This is a genomic window from Polynucleobacter sp. MWH-UH23A, assembly GCF_040409805.1.
Taxonomy (GTDB): Bacteria; Pseudomonadota; Gammaproteobacteria; order Burkholderiales; family Burkholderiaceae; genus Polynucleobacter.
This window is the reverse complement of the sequence record NZ_CP099572.1, coordinates 194,853-212,772: the sequence shown is the minus strand read 5'-3', so window position 1 is coordinate 212,772 and position 17,920 is coordinate 194,853. Positions and strand designations below refer to the sequence as shown.

At 46.0% G+C, this 17,920-nt stretch carries 15 protein-coding genes and 2 pseudogenes; 10 read left to right on the top strand and 7 right to left on the bottom strand.

The window, feature by feature from the left end; genetic code table 11:
• Positions 1-20 precede the first annotated feature (20 nt).
• The 7 genes and pseudogenes from NHB35_RS01150 (at position 21) to NHB35_RS01120 (ending at position 5,802) form a co-directional block, all read left to right on the top strand.
• Positions 21-548, top strand: coding sequence for a TlpA disulfide reductase family protein (locus tag NHB35_RS01150; protein ID WP_353432536.1), 528 nt, complete (start codon positions 21-23; stop codon positions 546-548).
• A 271-nt stretch (positions 549-819) separates the two neighbouring features.
• On the top strand, positions 820-1,269 hold the full coding sequence (aroQ, locus tag NHB35_RS01145) for a type II 3-dehydroquinate dehydratase (protein WP_353432535.1): 450 nt from the start codon (positions 820-822) through the stop codon (positions 1,267-1,269).
• Positions 1,270-1,305: 36 nt separating this feature from the next.
• A complete protein-coding gene (accB, locus tag NHB35_RS01140; protein ID WP_353432534.1) occupies positions 1,306-1,773 on the top strand; it encodes an acetyl-CoA carboxylase biotin carboxyl carrier protein in 468 nt (155 codons plus the stop codon).
• Between the two features lie 50 nt (positions 1,774-1,823).
• The gene (accC, locus tag NHB35_RS01135) at positions 1,824-3,188 is read left to right on the top strand and encodes an acetyl-CoA carboxylase biotin carboxylase subunit (RefSeq protein ID WP_173954987.1); all 1,365 of its coding nucleotides are present in this window, start codon (positions 1,824-1,826) and stop codon (positions 3,186-3,188) included.
• A gap of 35 nt (positions 3,189-3,223) precedes the next feature.
• A pseudogene (prmA, locus tag NHB35_RS01130) lies at positions 3,224-4,144 on the top strand (50S ribosomal protein L11 methyltransferase); the annotation flags it as partial.
• 60 nt (positions 4,145-4,204) lie between these two features.
• Positions 4,205-4,771: a DUF3426 domain-containing protein gene (locus tag NHB35_RS01125; protein ID WP_353433361.1), complete on the top strand. Its 567-nt coding sequence runs from the start codon at positions 4,205-4,207 to the stop codon at positions 4,769-4,771.
• 71 nt (positions 4,772-4,842) lie between these two features.
• Positions 4,843-5,802 carry a carbohydrate kinase family protein gene (locus NHB35_RS01120; RefSeq protein WP_353432533.1) on the top strand — a complete coding sequence of 320 codons (960 nt, stop codon included), beginning with the start codon at positions 4,843-4,845 and terminating at the stop codon, positions 5,800-5,802.
• Between the two features lie 211 nt (positions 5,803-6,013).
• Here the strand turns inward: NHB35_RS01120 and NHB35_RS01115 are convergent, their stop codons facing one another.
• The 5 genes from NHB35_RS01115 to ccsA all read right to left on the bottom strand — a co-directional run bounded on the left by NHB35_RS01115 (position 6,014) and on the right by ccsA (position 12,759).
• Positions 6,014-6,304, bottom strand: a complete 291-nt coding sequence (locus NHB35_RS01115) for a hypothetical protein (RefSeq protein ID WP_353432532.1) — start codon at positions 6,302-6,304, stop codon at positions 6,014-6,016.
• A 307-nt stretch (positions 6,305-6,611) separates the two neighbouring features.
• A complete protein-coding gene (locus NHB35_RS01110) occupies positions 6,612-7,805 on the bottom strand; it encodes a ribonucleotide-diphosphate reductase subunit beta (RefSeq protein ID WP_353432531.1) in 1,194 nt (397 codons plus the stop codon).
• Between the two features lie 44 nt (positions 7,806-7,849).
• A complete protein-coding gene (locus NHB35_RS01105; protein WP_353432530.1) occupies positions 7,850-10,813 on the bottom strand; it encodes a ribonucleoside-diphosphate reductase subunit alpha in 2,964 nt (987 codons plus the stop codon).
• A 275-nt stretch (positions 10,814-11,088) separates the two neighbouring features.
• Positions 11,089-11,907, bottom strand: coding sequence for a 1,6-anhydro-N-acetylmuramyl-L-alanine amidase AmpD (gene ampD, locus NHB35_RS01100; protein ID WP_353432529.1), 819 nt, complete (start codon positions 11,905-11,907; stop codon positions 11,089-11,091).
• Between the two features lie 3 nt (positions 11,908-11,910).
• Positions 11,911-12,759, bottom strand: coding sequence for a cytochrome c biogenesis protein CcsA (gene ccsA, locus NHB35_RS01095; protein ID WP_353432528.1), 849 nt, complete (start codon positions 12,757-12,759; stop codon positions 11,911-11,913).
• A 20-nt stretch (positions 12,760-12,779) separates the two neighbouring features.
• On the opposite strand from ccsA, the gene ffh reads away from it, so the two are divergent.
• Positions 12,780-14,162, top strand: a complete 1,383-nt coding sequence (gene ffh / locus NHB35_RS01090) for a signal recognition particle protein (RefSeq protein ID WP_353432527.1) — start codon at positions 12,780-12,782, stop codon at positions 14,160-14,162.
• 11 nt (positions 14,163-14,173) lie between these two features.
• Here the strand turns inward: ffh and NHB35_RS01085 are convergent, their stop codons facing one another.
• On the bottom strand, positions 14,174-15,916 hold the full coding sequence (locus NHB35_RS01085; protein ID WP_353432526.1) for a proline--tRNA ligase: 1,743 nt from the start codon (positions 15,914-15,916) through the stop codon (positions 14,174-14,176).
• 48 nt (positions 15,917-15,964) lie between these two features.
• On the opposite strand from NHB35_RS01085, the gene NHB35_RS01080 reads away from it, so the two are divergent.
• Positions 15,965-16,564, top strand: coding sequence for an RNA pyrophosphohydrolase (locus tag NHB35_RS01080; RefSeq protein WP_353432524.1), 600 nt, complete (start codon positions 15,965-15,967; stop codon positions 16,562-16,564).
• Positions 16,564-17,127, top strand: a complete 564-nt coding sequence (locus NHB35_RS01075) for a CNP1-like family protein (protein ID WP_353432523.1) — start codon at positions 16,564-16,566, stop codon at positions 17,125-17,127. Before NHB35_RS01080 ends, NHB35_RS01075 begins: the two co-directional genes overlap by 1 nt.
• Before the next feature lie 15 nt (positions 17,128-17,142).
• On the opposite strand, the pseudogene proB reads toward NHB35_RS01075, so the two are convergent.
• Positions 17,143-17,919, bottom strand: a pseudogene (gene proB, locus NHB35_RS01070) (glutamate 5-kinase); the annotation flags it as partial.
• Position 17,920 lies beyond the last annotated feature (1 nt).

The window sequence follows — 17,920 nt, the reverse complement described above, 5'->3', positions numbered from 1 at the left end:
ATTTTAGCGAAGGACTTGAGATGAACCGAAGACAATGGATTGTGATTGCTGGCGTCAGCCTACTGGCACTTCTGACTGGCATCTTTACCTCGCATTGGATCTCTCAATCTGGCCTAGCCAGTGAGCCATCGATTAAGGCATTTTTTGCTAATCCTTGGCAAAGTCCAGATGGAAAACCAGTTAATACGGAAAAATGGCAAGGCAAGGTCTTAGTGGTTAACTTTTGGGCATCCTGGTGCCCTCCATGCGTAGAAGAAATGCCAACTTTGGATCAAGTTTCGAAAGAATATGCTTCAAAAAATGTTCTATTTGTCGGTATCGGCATTGATTCACCATCTAACGTACGCGAATTTCTACAAAAAACCCCTGTTTCTTACCCGATCGTCATTGGCGGATTAGAGGGCAGCAATTTAGCAAAGCAAATGGGCAACCCCCAAGGGGCACTACCTTATACCGTCATCATTAGCCCAAGCGGAAAATCGACTTTTACAAAATTAGGAAAAATAAGTGAAGATGAGCTCAAAAAAGCTATTAATGGCGCATTATGAGATCATTTAACCCATTTTCTTTTGATTCTACCGATTATCAATTGCTGAATTAATAAGCAATTTTTAGGCTAATTTTCATTATTTGCTCTTAAAAGTAGTGAAAATTTCATTTTCAGTCTCCAGCTTTAGACTTTTCAGATATTTCTGAGGGTATACTTTCACCCATAGCAGCTGAAGCAAAAAAAAAAGCAATAGCAGTCTAGGCGGCTTAATAGTTAAATTAAGCTAAATTAAACAATTGATACCTAACTGTCTCTAAAAACAGGGATTTATGTCTAAAAAAGCTTCAATTCTCGTCATACAAGGCCCAAATCTCAATCTATTGGGCACTCGTGAACCAGAGGTTTACGGCAAAACTACCCTGGAAGATATTCACCAAAGACTGGGAGAGCTTGCAAAATCTCAATCCGTCGAGCTGAGCACCTATCAAAGCAATCACGAAGGCGAACTCATCGATCGTATTCAAAAGGCGAAACAAGACGGGGTTGATTTCATCATCATTAATCCTGGTGCCTTTACGCATACCAGCGTAGCTCTGCGTGATGTTTTGGCGGGTGTTGCCATTCCATTTACCGAAGTCCATTTATCCAATATTCATCAACGCGAAGAATTTCGCAAACATTCCTATTTATCAGACATTGCAACGGGAGTGATATGTGGACTTGGCGCTATTGGTTATGAACTTGCATTACAGGCTGCAATCGCCCGTTTACAAAAATAAGCTTATTTACAGAATTTCAAGAGAGGACAAGCTCACATGGATCTTAGAAAACTCAAAACCCTGATTGATCTCGTTTCTGAATCAGGTATTTCTGAACTAGAAGTAAACGAAGGTGAAGATCGTGTTCGCATCGTAAATTCTGGCCCTTCAGTTACTACAGGCCAAGTTGTCTATGCCAACCCTGCTCCAGTTCAAGCCATTACTGCAGCTCCAGTTGCGGCAGCTACTACAGCCCAAGCGCCTGCTGCAGAGACACCCGCCGCTGAAGAGGGCTTTGTTGCTCGTTCGCCAATGGTTGGCACTTTCTATCGCGCCCCAAATCCAGAATCGCCAAACTTTGTGAATGTAGGTGATACGGTCAAAGTGGGTCAAACACTTTGCATCATTGAGGCAATGAAACTGCTCAATGAAATTGAATCTGAGAAAGCTGGCGTAATCAAAGAAATTCTGGTTGAAAACGGCCAAGGTGTTGAGTTTGATCAACCCCTATTTGTCATCGCTTAAGTATTTGAGCGCCTGACTTTTTCCAAACCCTTACTTAACTCAGAGCCGACATGTTCGATAAGATTCTGATTGCCAATCGCGGAGAAATCGCTCTTCGTATCCAACGCGCATGTCGCGAGTTGGGAATCAAAACTGTTGTGGTGTACTCCACTGCCGATAAAGAAGCGAAATACGTAAAACTTGCCGATGAAGCCGTCTGTATCGGCCCAGCACCATCGCCACAAAGCTATCTCAATATGCCGGCCATTATTTCCGCAGCGGAAGTAACGGATGCTGAAGCAATCCATCCAGGGTACGGCTTCCTCTCAGAGAATGCAGACTTTGCTGAACGTGTTGAGAAATCTGGCTTTGCTTTTATTGGCCCTACAGCAGCTTCCATTCGATTAATGGGCGATAAGGTTTCCGCTAAGCGCGCCATGATTAAAGCTGGCGTTCCTTGCGTTCCAGGATCTGAAGGGGCATTACCAGACAACCCAAAAGAAATTATCGCCGCTGCGAAAAAAGTAGGTTACCCCGTCATCATTAAAGCTGCTGGTGGTGGTGGCGGTCGTGGAATGCGTGTGGTTCATACCGAAGCGCACTTGATTAATGCTGTCAACATGACTCGTGAAGAAGCGGGTCGTGCATTTGGTAATCCGGAAGTCTATATGGAAAAGTTTTTAGAAAAACCTCGCCATGTAGAAATTCAGGTTCTAGCTGACACCCATGGAAATGCCATTTGGCTGGGCGAGCGTGATTGCTCTATGCAACGTCGTCACCAAAAAGTGATTGAAGAGGCGCCTGCACCAGGCATTGACCGTCGCTTAATCGCCAAAATTGGTGAGCGCTGTGCGGATGCTTGCCGAAAGATTGGCTATCGCGGCGCTGGCACTTTTGAATTCCTGTACGAAAACGGTGAGTTCTTCTTCATTGAGATGAATACCCGTGTTCAGGTTGAGCACCCAGTAACCGAGATGATTACCGGCGTCGATATCGTGCAAGAGCAAATTCGTATCGCAGCCGGCCTAAAGCTAAGCTATCGCCAGAAAGACATTGTGTTCCGTGGACATGCCATTGAGTGCCGACTCAACGCAGAGGATCCTTTCAAGTTCACCCCAAGCCCTGGTCGAATTGGTTCGTTCCACATGCCAGGCGGCCCCGGTATTCGTGTAGATTCACATGCCTATAGCGGTTACATGGTCCCATCTAATTACGATTCGATGATTGGCAAACTCATTTCTTATGGCAATACTCGCGAGCAGGCGATCCGTCGTATGCAAATTGCCCTCTCCGAAATGGTGATTGATGGCATTACGACCAATGTTCCGCTGCATCGCGAACTCATGCTCGATCCCAACTTCATGGAAGGTGGCACCAGCATTCACTACCTAGAGCATCGCTTAGAGGAACAGGCTGCCAGTCGCGGCAAGTCTTAATGCACCTCAATTCATGCGAGTTATAAGAGCCTTACATGTCTTATCGTGAGTTGGTATTCACGGTAGCGGCGGAAACCGCTGAGCCTTTAGGAGACGCTTTACTCGAGCTGGGTGCACTATCGGTCACCGTTGAGGATGATGCTGCGGGTGGCTACGATGAGAATCCGCTCTATGGTGAGCCAGGCTTATCGCCTGAAGTGCAAGCATGGGATAGATCATCCGTTACCGCCCTCTTTAATCCAGAAATCGATGCATCTGGTTCCGCAGAATTTATTCCTCAGCTACTTGCCTCGCTAAAGGAGGCTGGTTTCAAACTATCGCCACCTCAAGAAAAAACGGTTGAAGAACAAGACTGGGTTCGCTTAACCCAAAGCCAATTTGCGCCCATTCAGATCGGAAAACGAATTTGGGTGGTTCCTTCTTGGCATGATGCACCCGATGATCCAAACGCGATTTGCTTAGCAGTTGATCCAGGACTTGCGTTTGGTACTGGCAGTCATCCTACTACCCATTTATGCCTACTTTGGCTAGAAGAACATCAAAATCTCTCAAACCAAAGTTTGTTGGATTACGGTTGTGGATCAGGCATTTTGGCAATCGCTGCCGCAAAACTTGGCTGTAATCTTGTAGTCGGCACCGACATTGACCCCCAAGCAATGGTTGCCGCGCGCAGCAATGCGGAGATTAATAAGACTGAGATCCGTTTTGTATTGCCAACCGAAGACGCCCCAGAGCTCGCCGCAGAAAAAAAATACGACATTGTGATGGCTAATATTTTGGCTAACCCTTTGCAGGTTCTTGCACCTGCATTGGTTAATAAGATGCGTCCGGGTGGGCAAATTGTGCTGTCTGGTGTTCTAGCTCGACAAGCCGATGAAGTGATTGCCACCTATAGTCAGTGGCTCAAACTCTCAGTATGGCAAGAGAGTGAAGGATGGGTATGTTTACATGGCACCTTAGGTGGCAGCCAAACAAAGTCTTCAAACAGCGACTCTAATTTTTCTCAAAAAAAAAGTATTAAGCTGTCGAAATACCTAAAACCGACTCTGCTTAGTCTTTTTTTACTTGTCTTGCTAATTTTTGGAGGGCATCTTTCCAGAAATACACTTATTCCAGCACTGGCGCCGCGTATCGATGGCTCATCAAATGTCATTGCCGTGCGCGCATTTTCGCTTTTGCAGTTGATTGATCAAAAATTATGTAGTGCACTAGGGTGCTTTAATCGCCCTGTAAGCGATTTTTCGGCATGGAAAATAACCTCTGCAACACTTTCACTCGAAAACGCGCGTGATGGCCTTAAAACCGCTGTAAATCAATCGATCTTGCAAGTTGAAATACAAAATCGTATTGCAGTTCCTGTTTTATTCCCAAATTTAGAAATTTCTCTTACTGACGCAGAAGAATCTGAAATCAAATCGATTCAATTGACTCCAAAAGAATGGTTACCACTTTCTTGGCAAGAGTCTCACCCTGATTTTTTAAAAAATGGTGCGCCTGCTGGCGAAATAATTCAGTGTGAGTTGCCAATCGTGCTACCTGCGAATGCTGCGGGCTATCGAGTGCATGTCATATACCCGCGCTGATCCTATCCTGGCAACTTTTTACACTTCATTCCCCACCCAATCAAACTCAAAATCAACACAGAAAGCAATTTATGTCTAGCCTGATCTGCGGTTCTATCGCATACGACACCATCATGAACTTTGAAGGCAAATTTGCCGATCAAATCCTTCCAGAGCAAATTCATATCCTGAATGTGGCCTTCTTGGTCCCAACTATGCGCCGAGAATTCGGTGGTTGCGCGGGCAATATTGCCTATAACCTCCATCTTTTGGGTGGCGATCCGATCATCATGGCAACCGTTGGCGGCGATGCAAACCCTTACCTGGATCATTTAAAGAAACTGAAGATCGATGCCAGCCATATTCGCCAAATCGAAAATGCCTTTACAGCGCAGGCCTTGATCACGACCGATCAAACCAATAATCAAATTACCGCATTTCACCCCGGTGCCATGAGCGAATCGCATCTCAATGAAGTTGCAGCTGTCGTTGCTGAGCGCAGCAAGAACGCCAAAGCTGCGGCAAAGTTCGGAATTGTTGCTCCAGATGGCAGGCAAGGAATGTGGGAGCACTGTCACCAACTTGCGGATGCCAATATTCCATTCATCTTTGATCCAGGCCAAGGATTGCCAATGTTTGACGGGCCAGAACTCCTCGAATTAGTTGAGATTGCTAGCTATTTGGCGGTAAACGACTATGAAGGCGAAATGCTCTCCAAAAAAACTGGTTTGGATTTAGCAAAAATTGCTGAGCGTGTAAAAGCACTGATCGTCACCAAAGGTGCTCAAGGTGCGGAGATTTATACGCAAGGCAAATGTATTTCCATTCCGCCTGTTCCCGCAGCAAAAGTGGTTGACCCCACTGGATGTGGCGACGCATTTCGTGGCGGACTGCTACATGGCCTTGAAAATGATATGGATTGGGAAACCACTGGGCGCTTGGCCAGCCTCATGGGCTCAATCAAGATTACCCATCAAGGGCCACAAAATCACCAACCGAGCAAAGACCAGATTGCTGAGCAATTCGAATTGGCTTTTGGATTTAATTTCTAACACTGCCAAAACTACCAAAATATCTGGCAATAAAAAAGGGGTCTCGTGAGAGACCCCTTCTGATAACACCCGTCTAAAGTCGAAACTTACGGACGTGTGCCAGTTGGGAAGGGCCAAGCAGCGGCAGGATTCAACGCACTAGTCGCTGGTGCAGCTTTCTTAGCCGCGGGCTTTTTTACAGCAGAGCCCGCTTTCTTCGCAGCAGGCTTACTTACTTTTTTTTTGCTACGCGCTTTTTAGCAGCTTTTTTAGCAGCTGGCTTTTTAGCAGCAGCTTTTTTAGCTACGCGCTTTTTAGCAGCTTTTTTAGCAGCTGGCTTTTTAGCAGCAGCTTTTTTAGCAGCTGGGCGCTTCTTAGCTACTTTTTTAGCAGCTGGCTTTTTAGCAGCAGCTTTTTTAGCAGCTGGGCGCTTCTTAGCTACTTTTTTAGCAGCTGGCTTTTTAGCAGCTACTTTTTTCTTAGCAGCTGGTTTCTTTGCAGCAGGTTTTTTCTTTGTTGCCATGTGTGTTACTCCTTCACGTGAGGATTAGTACAAACTACATTAAGAAGACCCGACCATTCAGGATGAACGAGCGAGCCATTCATCGGCGCGCGGCTTGAAGCTAAGTGCTGCACGCTAATGAATCCTGGAAAAAAAGCCGTGGCCCCGAAGGACAACGGCTTCTTAAATGTGCTGGAAAAAACGGGGAGAGTAGCCCAAGCACCCTTGAGCAAGGGTTTTCGGATTTGAGTCTGTTTTTGCTTACTTCTTAAACTAACCAACCGTCTAATCTCCTGTTTAGCCAGTTGTGCGCTTTAAAACTATCTTATTACTCCCAACTTAGCGCACCACCGGTTTGATACTCAATAACGCGTGTCTCAAAAAAGTTTCTTTCTTTCTTAAGATCAATCATTTCTGACATCCATGGAAATGGATTCTCTTCATTTGGGAACATCGCGTCAAGTCCTATTTGCAAACATCTGCGATTACAAATGTATCTTAGGTAACCTTTGAACATCGGAGCGTTCAATCCGAGTACTCCTCGAGGCATCGTATCTTCGGCATAACGGTACTCCAACTCAACCGCTTTTTCGAAGATCGATTTAATCTCGTCTTTGAACGCGGAAGTCCATAACTGCGGGTTCTCCAGCTTGATTTGGTTAATTAAATCGATGCCAAAATTGCAGTGCATTGACTCATCACGAAGGATGTATTGATACTGCTCCGCGGCACCTGTCATTTTGTTTTGACGACCCATCGCAAGTATTTGCGTAAAACCAACATAAAAGAACAAACCTTCCATTACGCAGGCAAAAACAATCAAAGATCGAAGTAATTTTTGATCGTTTTCTAATGTTCCAGTCTTAAATGTTGGGTCGGTGAGCACATCAATAAAAGGAATCAGGAACTCATCTTTAGCTCGAATCGACTCAATTTCATGATATGCGTTGAAGATTTCGCCTTGGTCTAGACCCAAAGATTCCACAATATATTGATAAGCGTGAGTATGAATTGCCTCCTCGAAAGCCTGGCGCAATAAGTATTGGCGGCATTCTGGAGCGGTAATTTGGCGATAGGTGCCCAAAACAATATTGTTTGCAGCCAAAGAATCTGCTGTGGTAAAGAAGCCAAGATTGCGCTTAATAATGCGACGCTCGTCTTCTGTAAGGCCGTTTGGATCTTTCCAAAGCGCGATATCGCGGTTCATATTGATCTCTTGTGGCATCCAGTGATTAGCGCAACCCGCTAAATATTTCTCCCAAGCCCACTTATATTTAAATGGAACAAGCTGATTAACGTCGGTTTTCGCATTGATAACGCGCTTGTCAGCCACATTAACGCGACGAGTTTCCATGCCAGCCGCTGGCGCACTTTGTGTTTGCGCTACTGCAGGCGCAGCAGCTTGAGGTGCCGCCATCGCCACTTGGTCTGGCTGCGGGCGTTGCGGTTCAGCCGCAACCGGTTGTGGCGCGAGACCAGCTTTCGCTAGTGCTGGAGCTACTTCCTCTTCCCAATTCAACATAACTTTCTCCTAAATTCTTTTATTTATGGCCAATAAAACAATGTTTATTGGCATGCTTCACATTCTTCAAACCCAGCATCACCTGGACGCATTGTGCAAACTGGACCATCTGCCTCAACAGGAGCCGCAGCTACACCACCACCTTCAGCACCACTAGAAACAGAGTTCAATTGACCGCTAGCCACAGTGGATTTCTCGACGTGGGTTGCCGCCATCGTGCGGAGGTAGTAAGTCGTTTTCAGACCACGCAACCAAGCCAACTTGTAAGTGTCGTCCAATTTTTTACCTGATGCACCAGCCATGTAAATATTCAATGACTGTGCCTGGTCAATCCATTTTTGACGACGGGAAGCCGCCTCAACCAACCAGCTTGGCTCCACCTCAAAGGCAGTCGCATATAAATCACGGAGATCTTGAGGAATGCGGTCGATCTTAGACAAAGTACCGTCAAAGTACTTCAAGTCAGCAATCATGACCTCATCCCATAGTCCACGGTCTTTCAAATCACGCACCAAGTACTCGTTTACTACTGTGAACTCACCAGAAAGGTTAGATTTCACAAACAAGTTTTGGAATGTTGGCTCGATACAAGCAGAAACACCAATAATGTTCGAAATTGTTGCGGTTGGAGCAATTGCCACGCAATTGGAGTTGCGCATACCGTGTTGCTTGATACGAGCACGTAAACCAGCCCAATCCATCGTTGAAGAGGTATCCACTTCAACATAGCCACCACGCTCCGCGGCCAACATTGCTACGGTATCTTGCGGGAGGATGCCACGATCCCACAACGATCCCTTGTATGTGCTGTACACCCCACGCTCTTCAGCCAATTCGCTAGAAGCTTGATATGCGTAATAGCAAATTGCCTCCATGGAGGTGTCTGCAAACTTCACTGCCTCGTCACTGGCGTATGGAATGCGCTGCATATGCAAGCAATCTTGGAAGCCCATGATGCCCATACCAACTGGACGGTGCTTCAAATTGGAATTACGTGCTTTAGCTACTGCGTAGTAGTTGATATCGATCACGTTATCGAGCATACGCATTGCAGTACGTACGGTTTTTTGGAGTTTCTCGTGATCGAGAACCAATTTACCGTTCGCATCGGTAGTCATGTGAGCAGTTAAGTTCACAGAGCCCAAGTTACAAACTGCAATCTCATCCTCGTTTGTATTGAGGGTGATCTCAGTACAGAGGTTAGAAGAGTGAACTACGCCAATATGCTGCTGTGGGCTACGAATATTGCAAGGATCTTTGAAGGTGATCCATGGGTGACCAGTTTCGAACAACATACCGAGCATCTTGCGCCACAATTGCTGCGCTGGAATTCTACGGAATGGCTTGAGCTCACCACGATCGGCTTTTTGCTCATAGGCAACATAAGCCTCTTCAAATGCCTTACCAAACTTGTCATGCAAATCAGGAGTATTGGATGGAGAGAACAATGTCCATTCACCGTTTTCCATTACACGCTTCATAAACAAGTCAGGAATCCAGTTAGAAGTGTTCATGTCATGCGTGCGACGACGATCATCGCCTGTGTTCTTACGCAATTCCAAGAACTCTTCAATATCTAAGTGCCATGTCTCTAGGTAAGCACAAACCGCGCCCTTGCGCTTGCCACCTTGGTTTACAGCAACTGCTGTGTCATTCACTACCTTGAGGAATGGCACAACACCTTGTGACTTACCGTTTGTACCTTTGATATGACTACCCAATGCACGAACATTGGTCCAGTCGTTACCCAAGCCACCAGCAAACTTAGATAGCAATGCATTCTCTTTCAATGCCTCATAGATGCCATCAAGATCATCTTCAACAGTCGTCAAGTAGCAACTTGAAAGCTGTGGACGTGTTGTTGCTGAATTAAACAAGGTTGGTGTGCTGGACATGAAATCAAATGTAGATAGGATTTCATAGAACTCAATCGCACGACGCTCGCGATCCAACTCATTCAAAGCCAAGCCCATTGCAACGCGCATGAAAAATGCCTGAGGCATCTCAATACGGCGATCTTCAATGTGCAAGAAATAACGGTCATACAGAGTTTGCAAACCGAGGTAATTGAACTGCAAGTCACGGCTGGCATTCAAGGCAGCAGCCAATCGTGGCAAGTCAAACTCATTCATACGTGGGTCTAATAATTCAGCAGAGATACCTTCGTGGATATACCTAGCAAAGTAAGTGCTGTACTCAGCTTGCATATCACCTTGCAATACCTCCTTGCCCAAGATCTCTTTACGAATCACGTGCATCAAGATGCGCGCTGTCACTTGGCTGTAGGCTGGATCTTTCTCAATCAAGGTACGTGAAGCCAAAATAGCAGAGTCGTATACCTGCGCCATCGGAACTCCATCGTACAAATTCTTGATAGTCTCAGTGATGATTGGGCTTGCATCAATATGATTGCCCAAACCCTCACAAGCAGCTTCAATCACGGTACGCAATGCAGCCATATCGAGCCACTTTTCTACGCCGTTGTCAGTTACCTTGATGCCAGACTCCGCAGCCAGGTTTGCGGTCTGAGCTTCTTGAGCAACCTCTTGTTGCGCAGCACGCTCTTGGTTGCGCTTTTCACGATAGAGAACATAAGCACGAGCAACGTTATGCTCGCCGCTACGCATCAAAGCCAATTCAACCTGATCTTGAATATCTTCGATATGGAAAGTGCCGCCGTTAGGACGGCTACGCAATAAAGCGCGCACAACGGAATGGGTTAATTGCTCAACTTGCTCACGCACGCGAGCAGATGCGGCACCTTGACCACCATTAACCGCCAAAAATGCTTTGGTTACTGCAATTGCAATTTTCGATGGCTCGAACGCAACAACAGAACCATTGCGGCGAATAATTTTGTAGTCAGACAATTGGGTAGCCTGAGTACCACCAACTCCGCCGGCTACAAAGCTGGCAGAAGGGGTCTGATTGATTGCCCCTGCAGGGTTAATTCCTGGATTATTTGTACCAGATGGTTGGCCTGCCGTCTGTGGATTTGCGTATGTCATGTTACTCCTGCGTCTATATATAGTTATTTGGACAAAATATCGTTAAAAAACAATGGGGTATTGCTAGATTCAAACACTACATCTAGTGTCTTGAAGCGCATTAGGCACTAAGTATAGGGAAATATTGAGTCCTTGATAAGTCTTTTCTTACAAATATTTATCAGTACTTTTACTATGTGATTGACCCTTCTTAGGGGTCATATTGGTGCGAATTTTTTTGCCCGTTTTGCCTAAAGGCTAAAAAAGTAAGCGTACGCTCACATACAAAAAAGAGGCTACCGAGAAGTGAGTCCGTATGGCAGATTTTTTAAAGAAACGTTTGTCTCTTTTTGGAACTTTTTCCAATCAAAATATATTCCGGGATCCGTCTTTCTATCGGGAGCAATGTCACTGTGCCCAGCAAACTGCAAATTCGGGTAAAGAGACTCCAATAATGGGATTATTTTTTTTAAGGTTTGGTATTGCGCTTCTTCAAACGGAGAATCTCCATCGCCTTCTAGCTCAATTCCAATTGAAAAATCATTGCATTTCTCTCTTCCCATGAATGAAGAAACGCCAGCATGCCATGCTTTATTTTGAGTTGAAACAAATTGCACCAACTCACCAGATCGGGTAATCAAAAAATGGCTGGATACTTTTTGCCCTGCAATCTCTTCAAAATAGGAATGTGCTTTTGGATCTAATTGATTTTGAAAAAAATCAATGATGTACTGACTGGAGTCTTTTTTTCTAAATTCACCAGGCGGCAAGCTAATGTGATGAATGACCACTAAATCTGGAGAAATATTTTCTGGACGAACATCTTGGTTCGGCGAAAGACGCCACTTTGCGAAACCAACCCAACCTTGTTGATCAAGTACATTGAGATGCTCCTGAGAGCAATAAAAACGTTCTTCAAAAATCTTAGCCTCTGACTTTGGAAGATGTACTTTGCAATGCTGACATTGCACCATCTCCTCTGGCTGGGTAGTCTTTGGAGCCTTATATGGCTTGGGGCTATGGACCTCCCCTCCCCCAGTCTGAATAGGCTTTTTACCCTTTAACCAACGATAAACAAGGTAAGCACCCGCAAGTAATAAAAGCCACTTAAACAAGAATTACGCTCTCTGCAAAATGACTTCTAAAACAAATCGACTGCCTACATAAGCGAGAAGCAGGGCAAAGTAAGCACTCAACACCCAACGAATCGCCGCTCGTCCACGCAAACCTACGCGCCAACGCGCCAACAATAAACCTGCAAATAAAAACCAAGAGATCAAAGCAAAAATAGTTTTGTGGTCAAATACCAATGGTCTACCGAACAGCGTTTGCGAAAACAATAAACCAGAAAAAACTGTCAAGCTCAATAACGTAAAGCCAACATATAAAAGGTTGAATAAAAGGTTTTCCATTGTCATTAATGGGGGTAAGTCCTCGAGCCAATGTGCAACCCGACCATTAGGAACAATCGCTAGTTGACGATGTAATGCTCGATCCTGAATGCTCATCAACATCGCATGCATTGCAGCCAAACTAAGCAAGCCCACAGAAATCGTGGCAACAATGAAATGCCCCTTAAACCAAGGATCAGAAACTGCTCTTGGTGAAATTAATGTTCCCGGAAAAAGGCTTGGCAAAAGTGAGCAAGCAAAAGCAAAAAGAACAGCGAACCAACGCAAACTGGAAATAGGCAAAAACCAAGATTGGAACCAGTAGAAAGCCAAACCAACCCAGGCGACCAACGACAAATCTTGTGCAAACCCGAAAACAAAACCTTGAGGGGTAAATACGGAATCATGGAGCTGCATGCCATGCGCCAGCAAGGCCAACAGAATAAAGGCCTGAATCAGCGGTGACGACTCTGAGGGTTTATCTTTACTCTTTGGGCCAAAGCTCAAAAAAAGCAAAAGAAGCAGATAGAGTGCGGATGGAAGCAACTCGTATGCTGGGTGACCTAAAATATCCATCTACAAAGTCTAATCGATAAATGCTAGAAAACCTCACCGATCGCCTATCCCGTATTGTGAAAACAATGCGAGGTCAAGCCCGCCTTACCGAAGCCAATACCGCTGAGATGTTGCGGGAAATCCGTCTTGCCCTTTTAGAGGCAGACGTAGCCCTACCCGTAGTGAAGTCTTTGCTGGAGCAGATTAAATTTAAGGCGCTGGGCGAAGAAGTGGTTGGCAGCCTCAGCCCAGGCCAAGCCTTAGTTGGAGTTGTACAACGTGAACTTGCCCAAGTCATGGCAGGCGATAGCAATCAAAGTGGTGGGCTCAATCTCGCTACCCAGCCACCCGCAGTGATTTTGATGGCGGGCTTACAAGGTGCGGGTAAAACCACATCAGTTGGCAAGCTCGCTAAATGGTTGCAAGAAAAAAAGAAAAAGAAAGTGCTCACCGTTTCTTGTGACGTATATCGACCTGCTGCTATCGAACAGCTAGAGACAGTCACCAAGCAAGTTGGCGCAGAATTTTTCCCTAGCAACGTTAATCAAAAACCAGACGATATTGCCGCTGCTGCTTTAGATTGGGCACGTCGCCACTACTTTGATGTAGTGATTGTCGATACCGCCGGTCGTCTTGGCATTGATGAGACGCTCATGCAAGAGATCAAAACTTTGCACGCCAATCTCAATCCGATTGAGACCTTATTTGTAGTGGACGCAATGCTAGGTCAGGATGCCGTCAACACCGCCAAAGCATTCCACGAGGCGCTACCACTTACCGGAGTGATCCTCACTAAGCTCGATGGTGACTCTCGTGGCGGTGCTGCGTTATCCGTCCGTCAAGTCACCGGTGTACCGCTTAAATTTATTGGTGTAGCGGAGAAGATGGATGGCCTAGAGGCCTTTGATGCGGAGCGCATGGCAAACCGCATTTTAGGCATGGGCGATATTCTTGCCTTGGTTGAACAAGCCCAACAACACGTTGATGTTGCAAAAGCAGAAAAACTAGCAAGTAAGATTTCCAAAGGTGGTTTTGATCTAGAAGATTTTCGAGATCAGTTGATGCAAATGCAAAAGATGGGTGGCATGGCTAGCCTGATGAATAAACTTCCTAGCCAAGTTGCACAAGCTGCCTCAAAAGCAAACTTGAGTAATGCGGATAAACAAACCAAACGCATGCGTGGAATTATTGACAGCATGACCCCACAAGAGCGCAGAAAGCCAGAACTATTAAAAGCCAGTCGCAAGCGGCGCATCGCTGCAGGATCAGGTGTAGAGGTGCAGGAAGTCAATCGCCTATTGGCTCAGTTCGAGCAAATGCAAACCATGATGAAGCAGTTTAAGGGTGGCAAGATGGCGCGCACCATGGCGGCTATGGCTGCTAAAGGAGCCGCCAAAGGTATTGGCGGTCTCTTTAAAAAATAGTATTACGAGTATTACGCGACTGTATTTTTAGCGGCCTGAACGGCGGCAATCACTTTATCTTTAATCTGTGCCAAGGGAACGTTCTGGGACTCAGAATCGGTGCGACCTTTGAATTCCACTTGAGAATCCGCTAAACCACGATCACCAATGACTACGCGGAAAGGTACGCCAATGAGCTCCCAATCAGCAAACATCGCGCCTGGACGCTCATTGCGATCATCCAAAATTACATCGATTCCAGCAGCAAGCAATTCGTCATGAAGTTGATCGCAAGCGGCTTTAACTTGTTCCGACTTTTCGTAACCCATCGGGCAAATGACTACTTCAAATGGGGCCATGGAGATAGGCCAAATAATTCCTTTGTCATCATGGCCTTGTTCGATTGCTGCGCCCAACAAGCGGGTTACACCAATGCCATAACAACCCATGACCATTGGCTGTGCCTTGCCTTGTTGATCTAAATAGGTACAACCCATCGCTTCAGAGTAGCGGGTGCCCAGTTGGAAAACGTGTCCAACTTCAATGCCACGGCAAATATCAACCACGCCTTTGCCATCAGGTGAAGGGTCGCCAACTACCGCATTCCGAATATCCAATACCAAAGGCTCGGGTAAATCACGGCCCCAATTCACGCCTGTAAAATGGTGACCAGCGTCATTTGCACCACATACAAAATCCGACATATTGGCTACGGTACGATCGGCAACCACAGTGACATTTGCATTTACGCCGACAGGACCTAAATAGCCTGCGGGGGCATTACATGCTTGCTTGATTTCTGCTTCAGTAGCAAAACGTGACTCAGCCATACCTGGCACTTTGCTCGCCTTAACTTCGTTGAGCTCATGATCGCCGCGCACCAACAACATAAAGAGTTTTGCGGGGCCATTTTCTTGATCGGCTGCGAACAATAAAGACTTGACGGTTTTCTCGAGTGGGATATTGAGAAACTTCGCTACATCTGCACAATTTGTTTTATCAGGCGTTGGCACCTTTACCATAGTTTGACTTGCTGCAGCACGCGCGGCAATGAGTGCCAATGATTCAGCAGCCTCTAAATTCGCTGCGTAATCCGAGCTCGGGCAATACACAATTGCATCTTCGCCAGTATCCGCAATCACATGAAACTCTTGACTACCAGAGCCGCCAATTGCCCCGTTATCGGCTGTTACAGCGCGAAACTTCAAACCCATGCGCTTGAAGATGCGGGTGTAGGCATCAAACATAATCTGATACGACTTCTTTAAACCCTCGGTATCGCGATCAAATGAATACGCATCCTTCATACTGAACTCACGCCCACGCATAATCCCAAAACGAGGACGACGCTCGTCACGGAACTTCGTCTGAATCTGATAAAAATTCACGGGTAATTGTTTGTAGCTCTTTATCTCATTGCGAGCTAAATCGGTAATCACCTCTTCAGAAGTTGGCTGGATCAAAAAATCGCGATCATGGCGATCTTTGATGCGCAACAACTCGGGTCCCATCTTTTCCCAGCGACCTGTCTCTTGCCACAACTCTGCCGGCTGGATCATGGGCATGAGCAACTCGATCGCACCCGCACGATTCATTTCCTCGCGAATGATGTTTTCTACCTTACGAATCACCTTTAATCCCAAGGGTAGGTAGTTGTAAACACCAGCACTCAGTTTGCGGATTAAACCCGCACGTACCATGAGCTTATGCGAAACCACCTCAGCGTCAGAGGGGGCTTCTTTTAGCGTCGCGAGAAATGATTGTGATGCTTTCATGTATGGATATAATCAAATCATTGATTTTAAAGGATTTGGGGCACGATCATGCTTGACCGTGAAGGGTATAGACCCAATGTCGGCATTGTCCTCCTTAACAGCCGTAACGAGGTTTTCTGGGGAAAACGCGTTGGGCAGCATTCGTGGCAGTTCCCGCAGGGTGGGATAGCTCATGGCGAGAGTCCTGAGCAAGCGATGTACCGCGAATTGCATGAAGAGGTTGGCTTGCTACCGGAACATGTCCAAATCATTGGACGAACAAGGGACTGGCTCCGCTACGACGTCCCTGAGGAATACCTGCGTCGACAACATGCCACACGTGTTCACCGCGCGGCTTATCGTGGCCAAAAGCAAATCTGGTTTCTATTGCGCCTTGTTGGTTTAGATAGTGACATTCAGTTACGCGCTACCGAACATCCTGAATTCGATGCTTGGCGATGGGTACCATTTTGGATTCAATTAGATGCCGTAATAGGCTTTAAGCGTGAGGTCTATCAACTGGCCTTATCTGAACTGGCGCGCTACCTTGCCAAAGGAGTGCGTATGCAACAACTCGCCTGGGGAACACCACTGGATCTCTTTCATTCCTTTTATTCCAGAGGTGAAAACAATCAAAAAGAATCCACTAAATCAGATAAGCAAAAATAATGAGTCCACTTTTTCAAAGATTTAACCAAATCCTAGTGTGTATTTGTTTTGTTTTATCCCTTGTGGCTTGCGCTGGCGATCCAATGGAAAGTGGCCTAGATCCATTTGCACCAATGGTATTTAAGGAGGGCGTTACGAAGATGCCCGCTTCCCCGCCTAACCCATCAACTCTCATACCTTTTTACGTCTCTCAACATACGATTTTTAAATTCGCCGTTGACACCGACTCCATTTTGATTGGAGCAGATGGGGTGACACGCTATATCGTGGTCATGACTAATCCTAGTGGAGGCCAACAAGCCCAATATGAAGGTATTCGCTGTGATTCATTCCAGTGGCGCCTGTATGGAACTCTAGAAAACGGGGTCTGGAAAGAGAATCCACTCTCCAGCTGGAGATCAATACAAAGTAATGTGCCCAATCGCTATCAAGCATCCTTGGCTCAAGGCGCTTTCTGCAATTTCAATACACAAGAAAAAAATATCAAGACTGTAGTTCAGTCATTAAACCCCAATGGGTTTACTGGGGGAACAAAGCCCACTAACTCTTTTGGAATTCAATAAGCCAAAGCTTTATTTGGCACTCAAACGAGTGCCAATCTTCTCTCCGGCGATTAAACGCGTCAGCACATTTGGCTCACGCCCTGAGGCAATAACAGTTGTCGTACCAGTCTGAACTGCAATTTTTGCAGCCAGCACTTTAGTCAACATACCGCCTTTACTCAGCTCACTACCAGCACCACCAGCCATTTTTTCTAGGGCAGGATCGCCAGCAGTGGCATCACTTAATAAGGTAGCATCTGGATTCTGGCGTGGATCCGCAGTAAATAAACCGCCTTGATCAGTCAAGATCACCAAGAGATCCGCATGAACTAAATTGCTCACTAAAGCAGCCAAACTATCGTTATCGCCAAATTTAATTTCGTCGGTCACAACGGTATCGTTTTCATTGATGATAGGAACAACGCCTAACTTCAACAATGTATCTAGAGTACCTTTAGCATTGGCATTACGCTCAGCATGCGCAAGGTCTGCATTTGTTAATAGAATCTGAGCGCTACGCAAATTGAAGCGTGCAAAACAGCTTTCATATACCTGTACTAAACCCATTTGCCCGACAGCTGCAGCTGCCTGTAGCTCATGAATCTCTTGTGGACGCTTAGCCCAACCCAAACGTTGCATACCTTCAGCAATCGCACCCGAACTCACCATCAATACTTCATGACCTGCTTTTAATAACTCGGCAATCTGCCCAGCCCAATTAGCAATGGCGGCATGATCCAAGCCCTCACCATTATTTGTGACAAGACTGGAGCCCACTTTGACAACGATGCGTTTAGTTTCTTTGTTACTCATA

Excerpts from the sequence above, each read along its gene's own strand:
- NHB35_RS01150 (WP_353432536.1), top strand. The coding sequence starts at position 21 with ATGAACCGAAGACAATGGATTGTGATTGCTGGCGTCAGCCTACTGGCA.
- aroQ (WP_353432535.1), top strand. The coding sequence starts at position 820 with ATGTCTAAAAAAGCTTCAATTCTCGTCATACAAGGCCCAAATCTCAAT.
- accB (WP_353432534.1), top strand. The coding sequence starts at position 1,306 with ATGGATCTTAGAAAACTCAAAACCCTGATTGATCTCGTTTCTGAATCA.
- accC (WP_173954987.1), top strand. The coding sequence starts at position 1,824 with ATGTTCGATAAGATTCTGATTGCCAATCGCGGAGAAATCGCTCTTCGT.
- NHB35_RS01120 (WP_353432533.1), top strand. The coding sequence starts at position 4,843 with ATGTCTAGCCTGATCTGCGGTTCTATCGCATACGACACCATCATGAAC.
- NHB35_RS01115 (WP_353432532.1), bottom strand. The coding sequence starts at position 6,304 with ATGGCAACAAAGAAAAAACCTGCTGCAAAGAAACCAGCTGCTAAGAAA.
- NHB35_RS01110 (WP_353432531.1), bottom strand. The coding sequence starts at position 7,805 with ATGTTGAATTGGGAAGAGGAAGTAGCTCCAGCACTAGCGAAAGCTGGT.
- NHB35_RS01105 (WP_353432530.1), bottom strand. The coding sequence starts at position 10,813 with ATGACATACGCAAATCCACAGACGGCAGGCCAACCATCTGGTACAAAT.
- ccsA (WP_353432528.1), bottom strand. The coding sequence starts at position 12,759 with ATGGATATTTTAGGTCACCCAGCATACGAGTTGCTTCCATCCGCACTC.
- ffh (WP_353432527.1), top strand. The coding sequence starts at position 12,780 with ATGCTAGAAAACCTCACCGATCGCCTATCCCGTATTGTGAAAACAATG.
- NHB35_RS01085 (WP_353432526.1), bottom strand. The coding sequence starts at position 15,916 with ATGAAAGCATCACAATCATTTCTCGCGACGCTAAAAGAAGCCCCCTCT.
- NHB35_RS01080 (WP_353432524.1), top strand. The coding sequence starts at position 15,965 with ATGCTTGACCGTGAAGGGTATAGACCCAATGTCGGCATTGTCCTCCTT.
- NHB35_RS01075 (WP_353432523.1), top strand. The coding sequence starts at position 16,564 with ATGAGTCCACTTTTTCAAAGATTTAACCAAATCCTAGTGTGTATTTGT.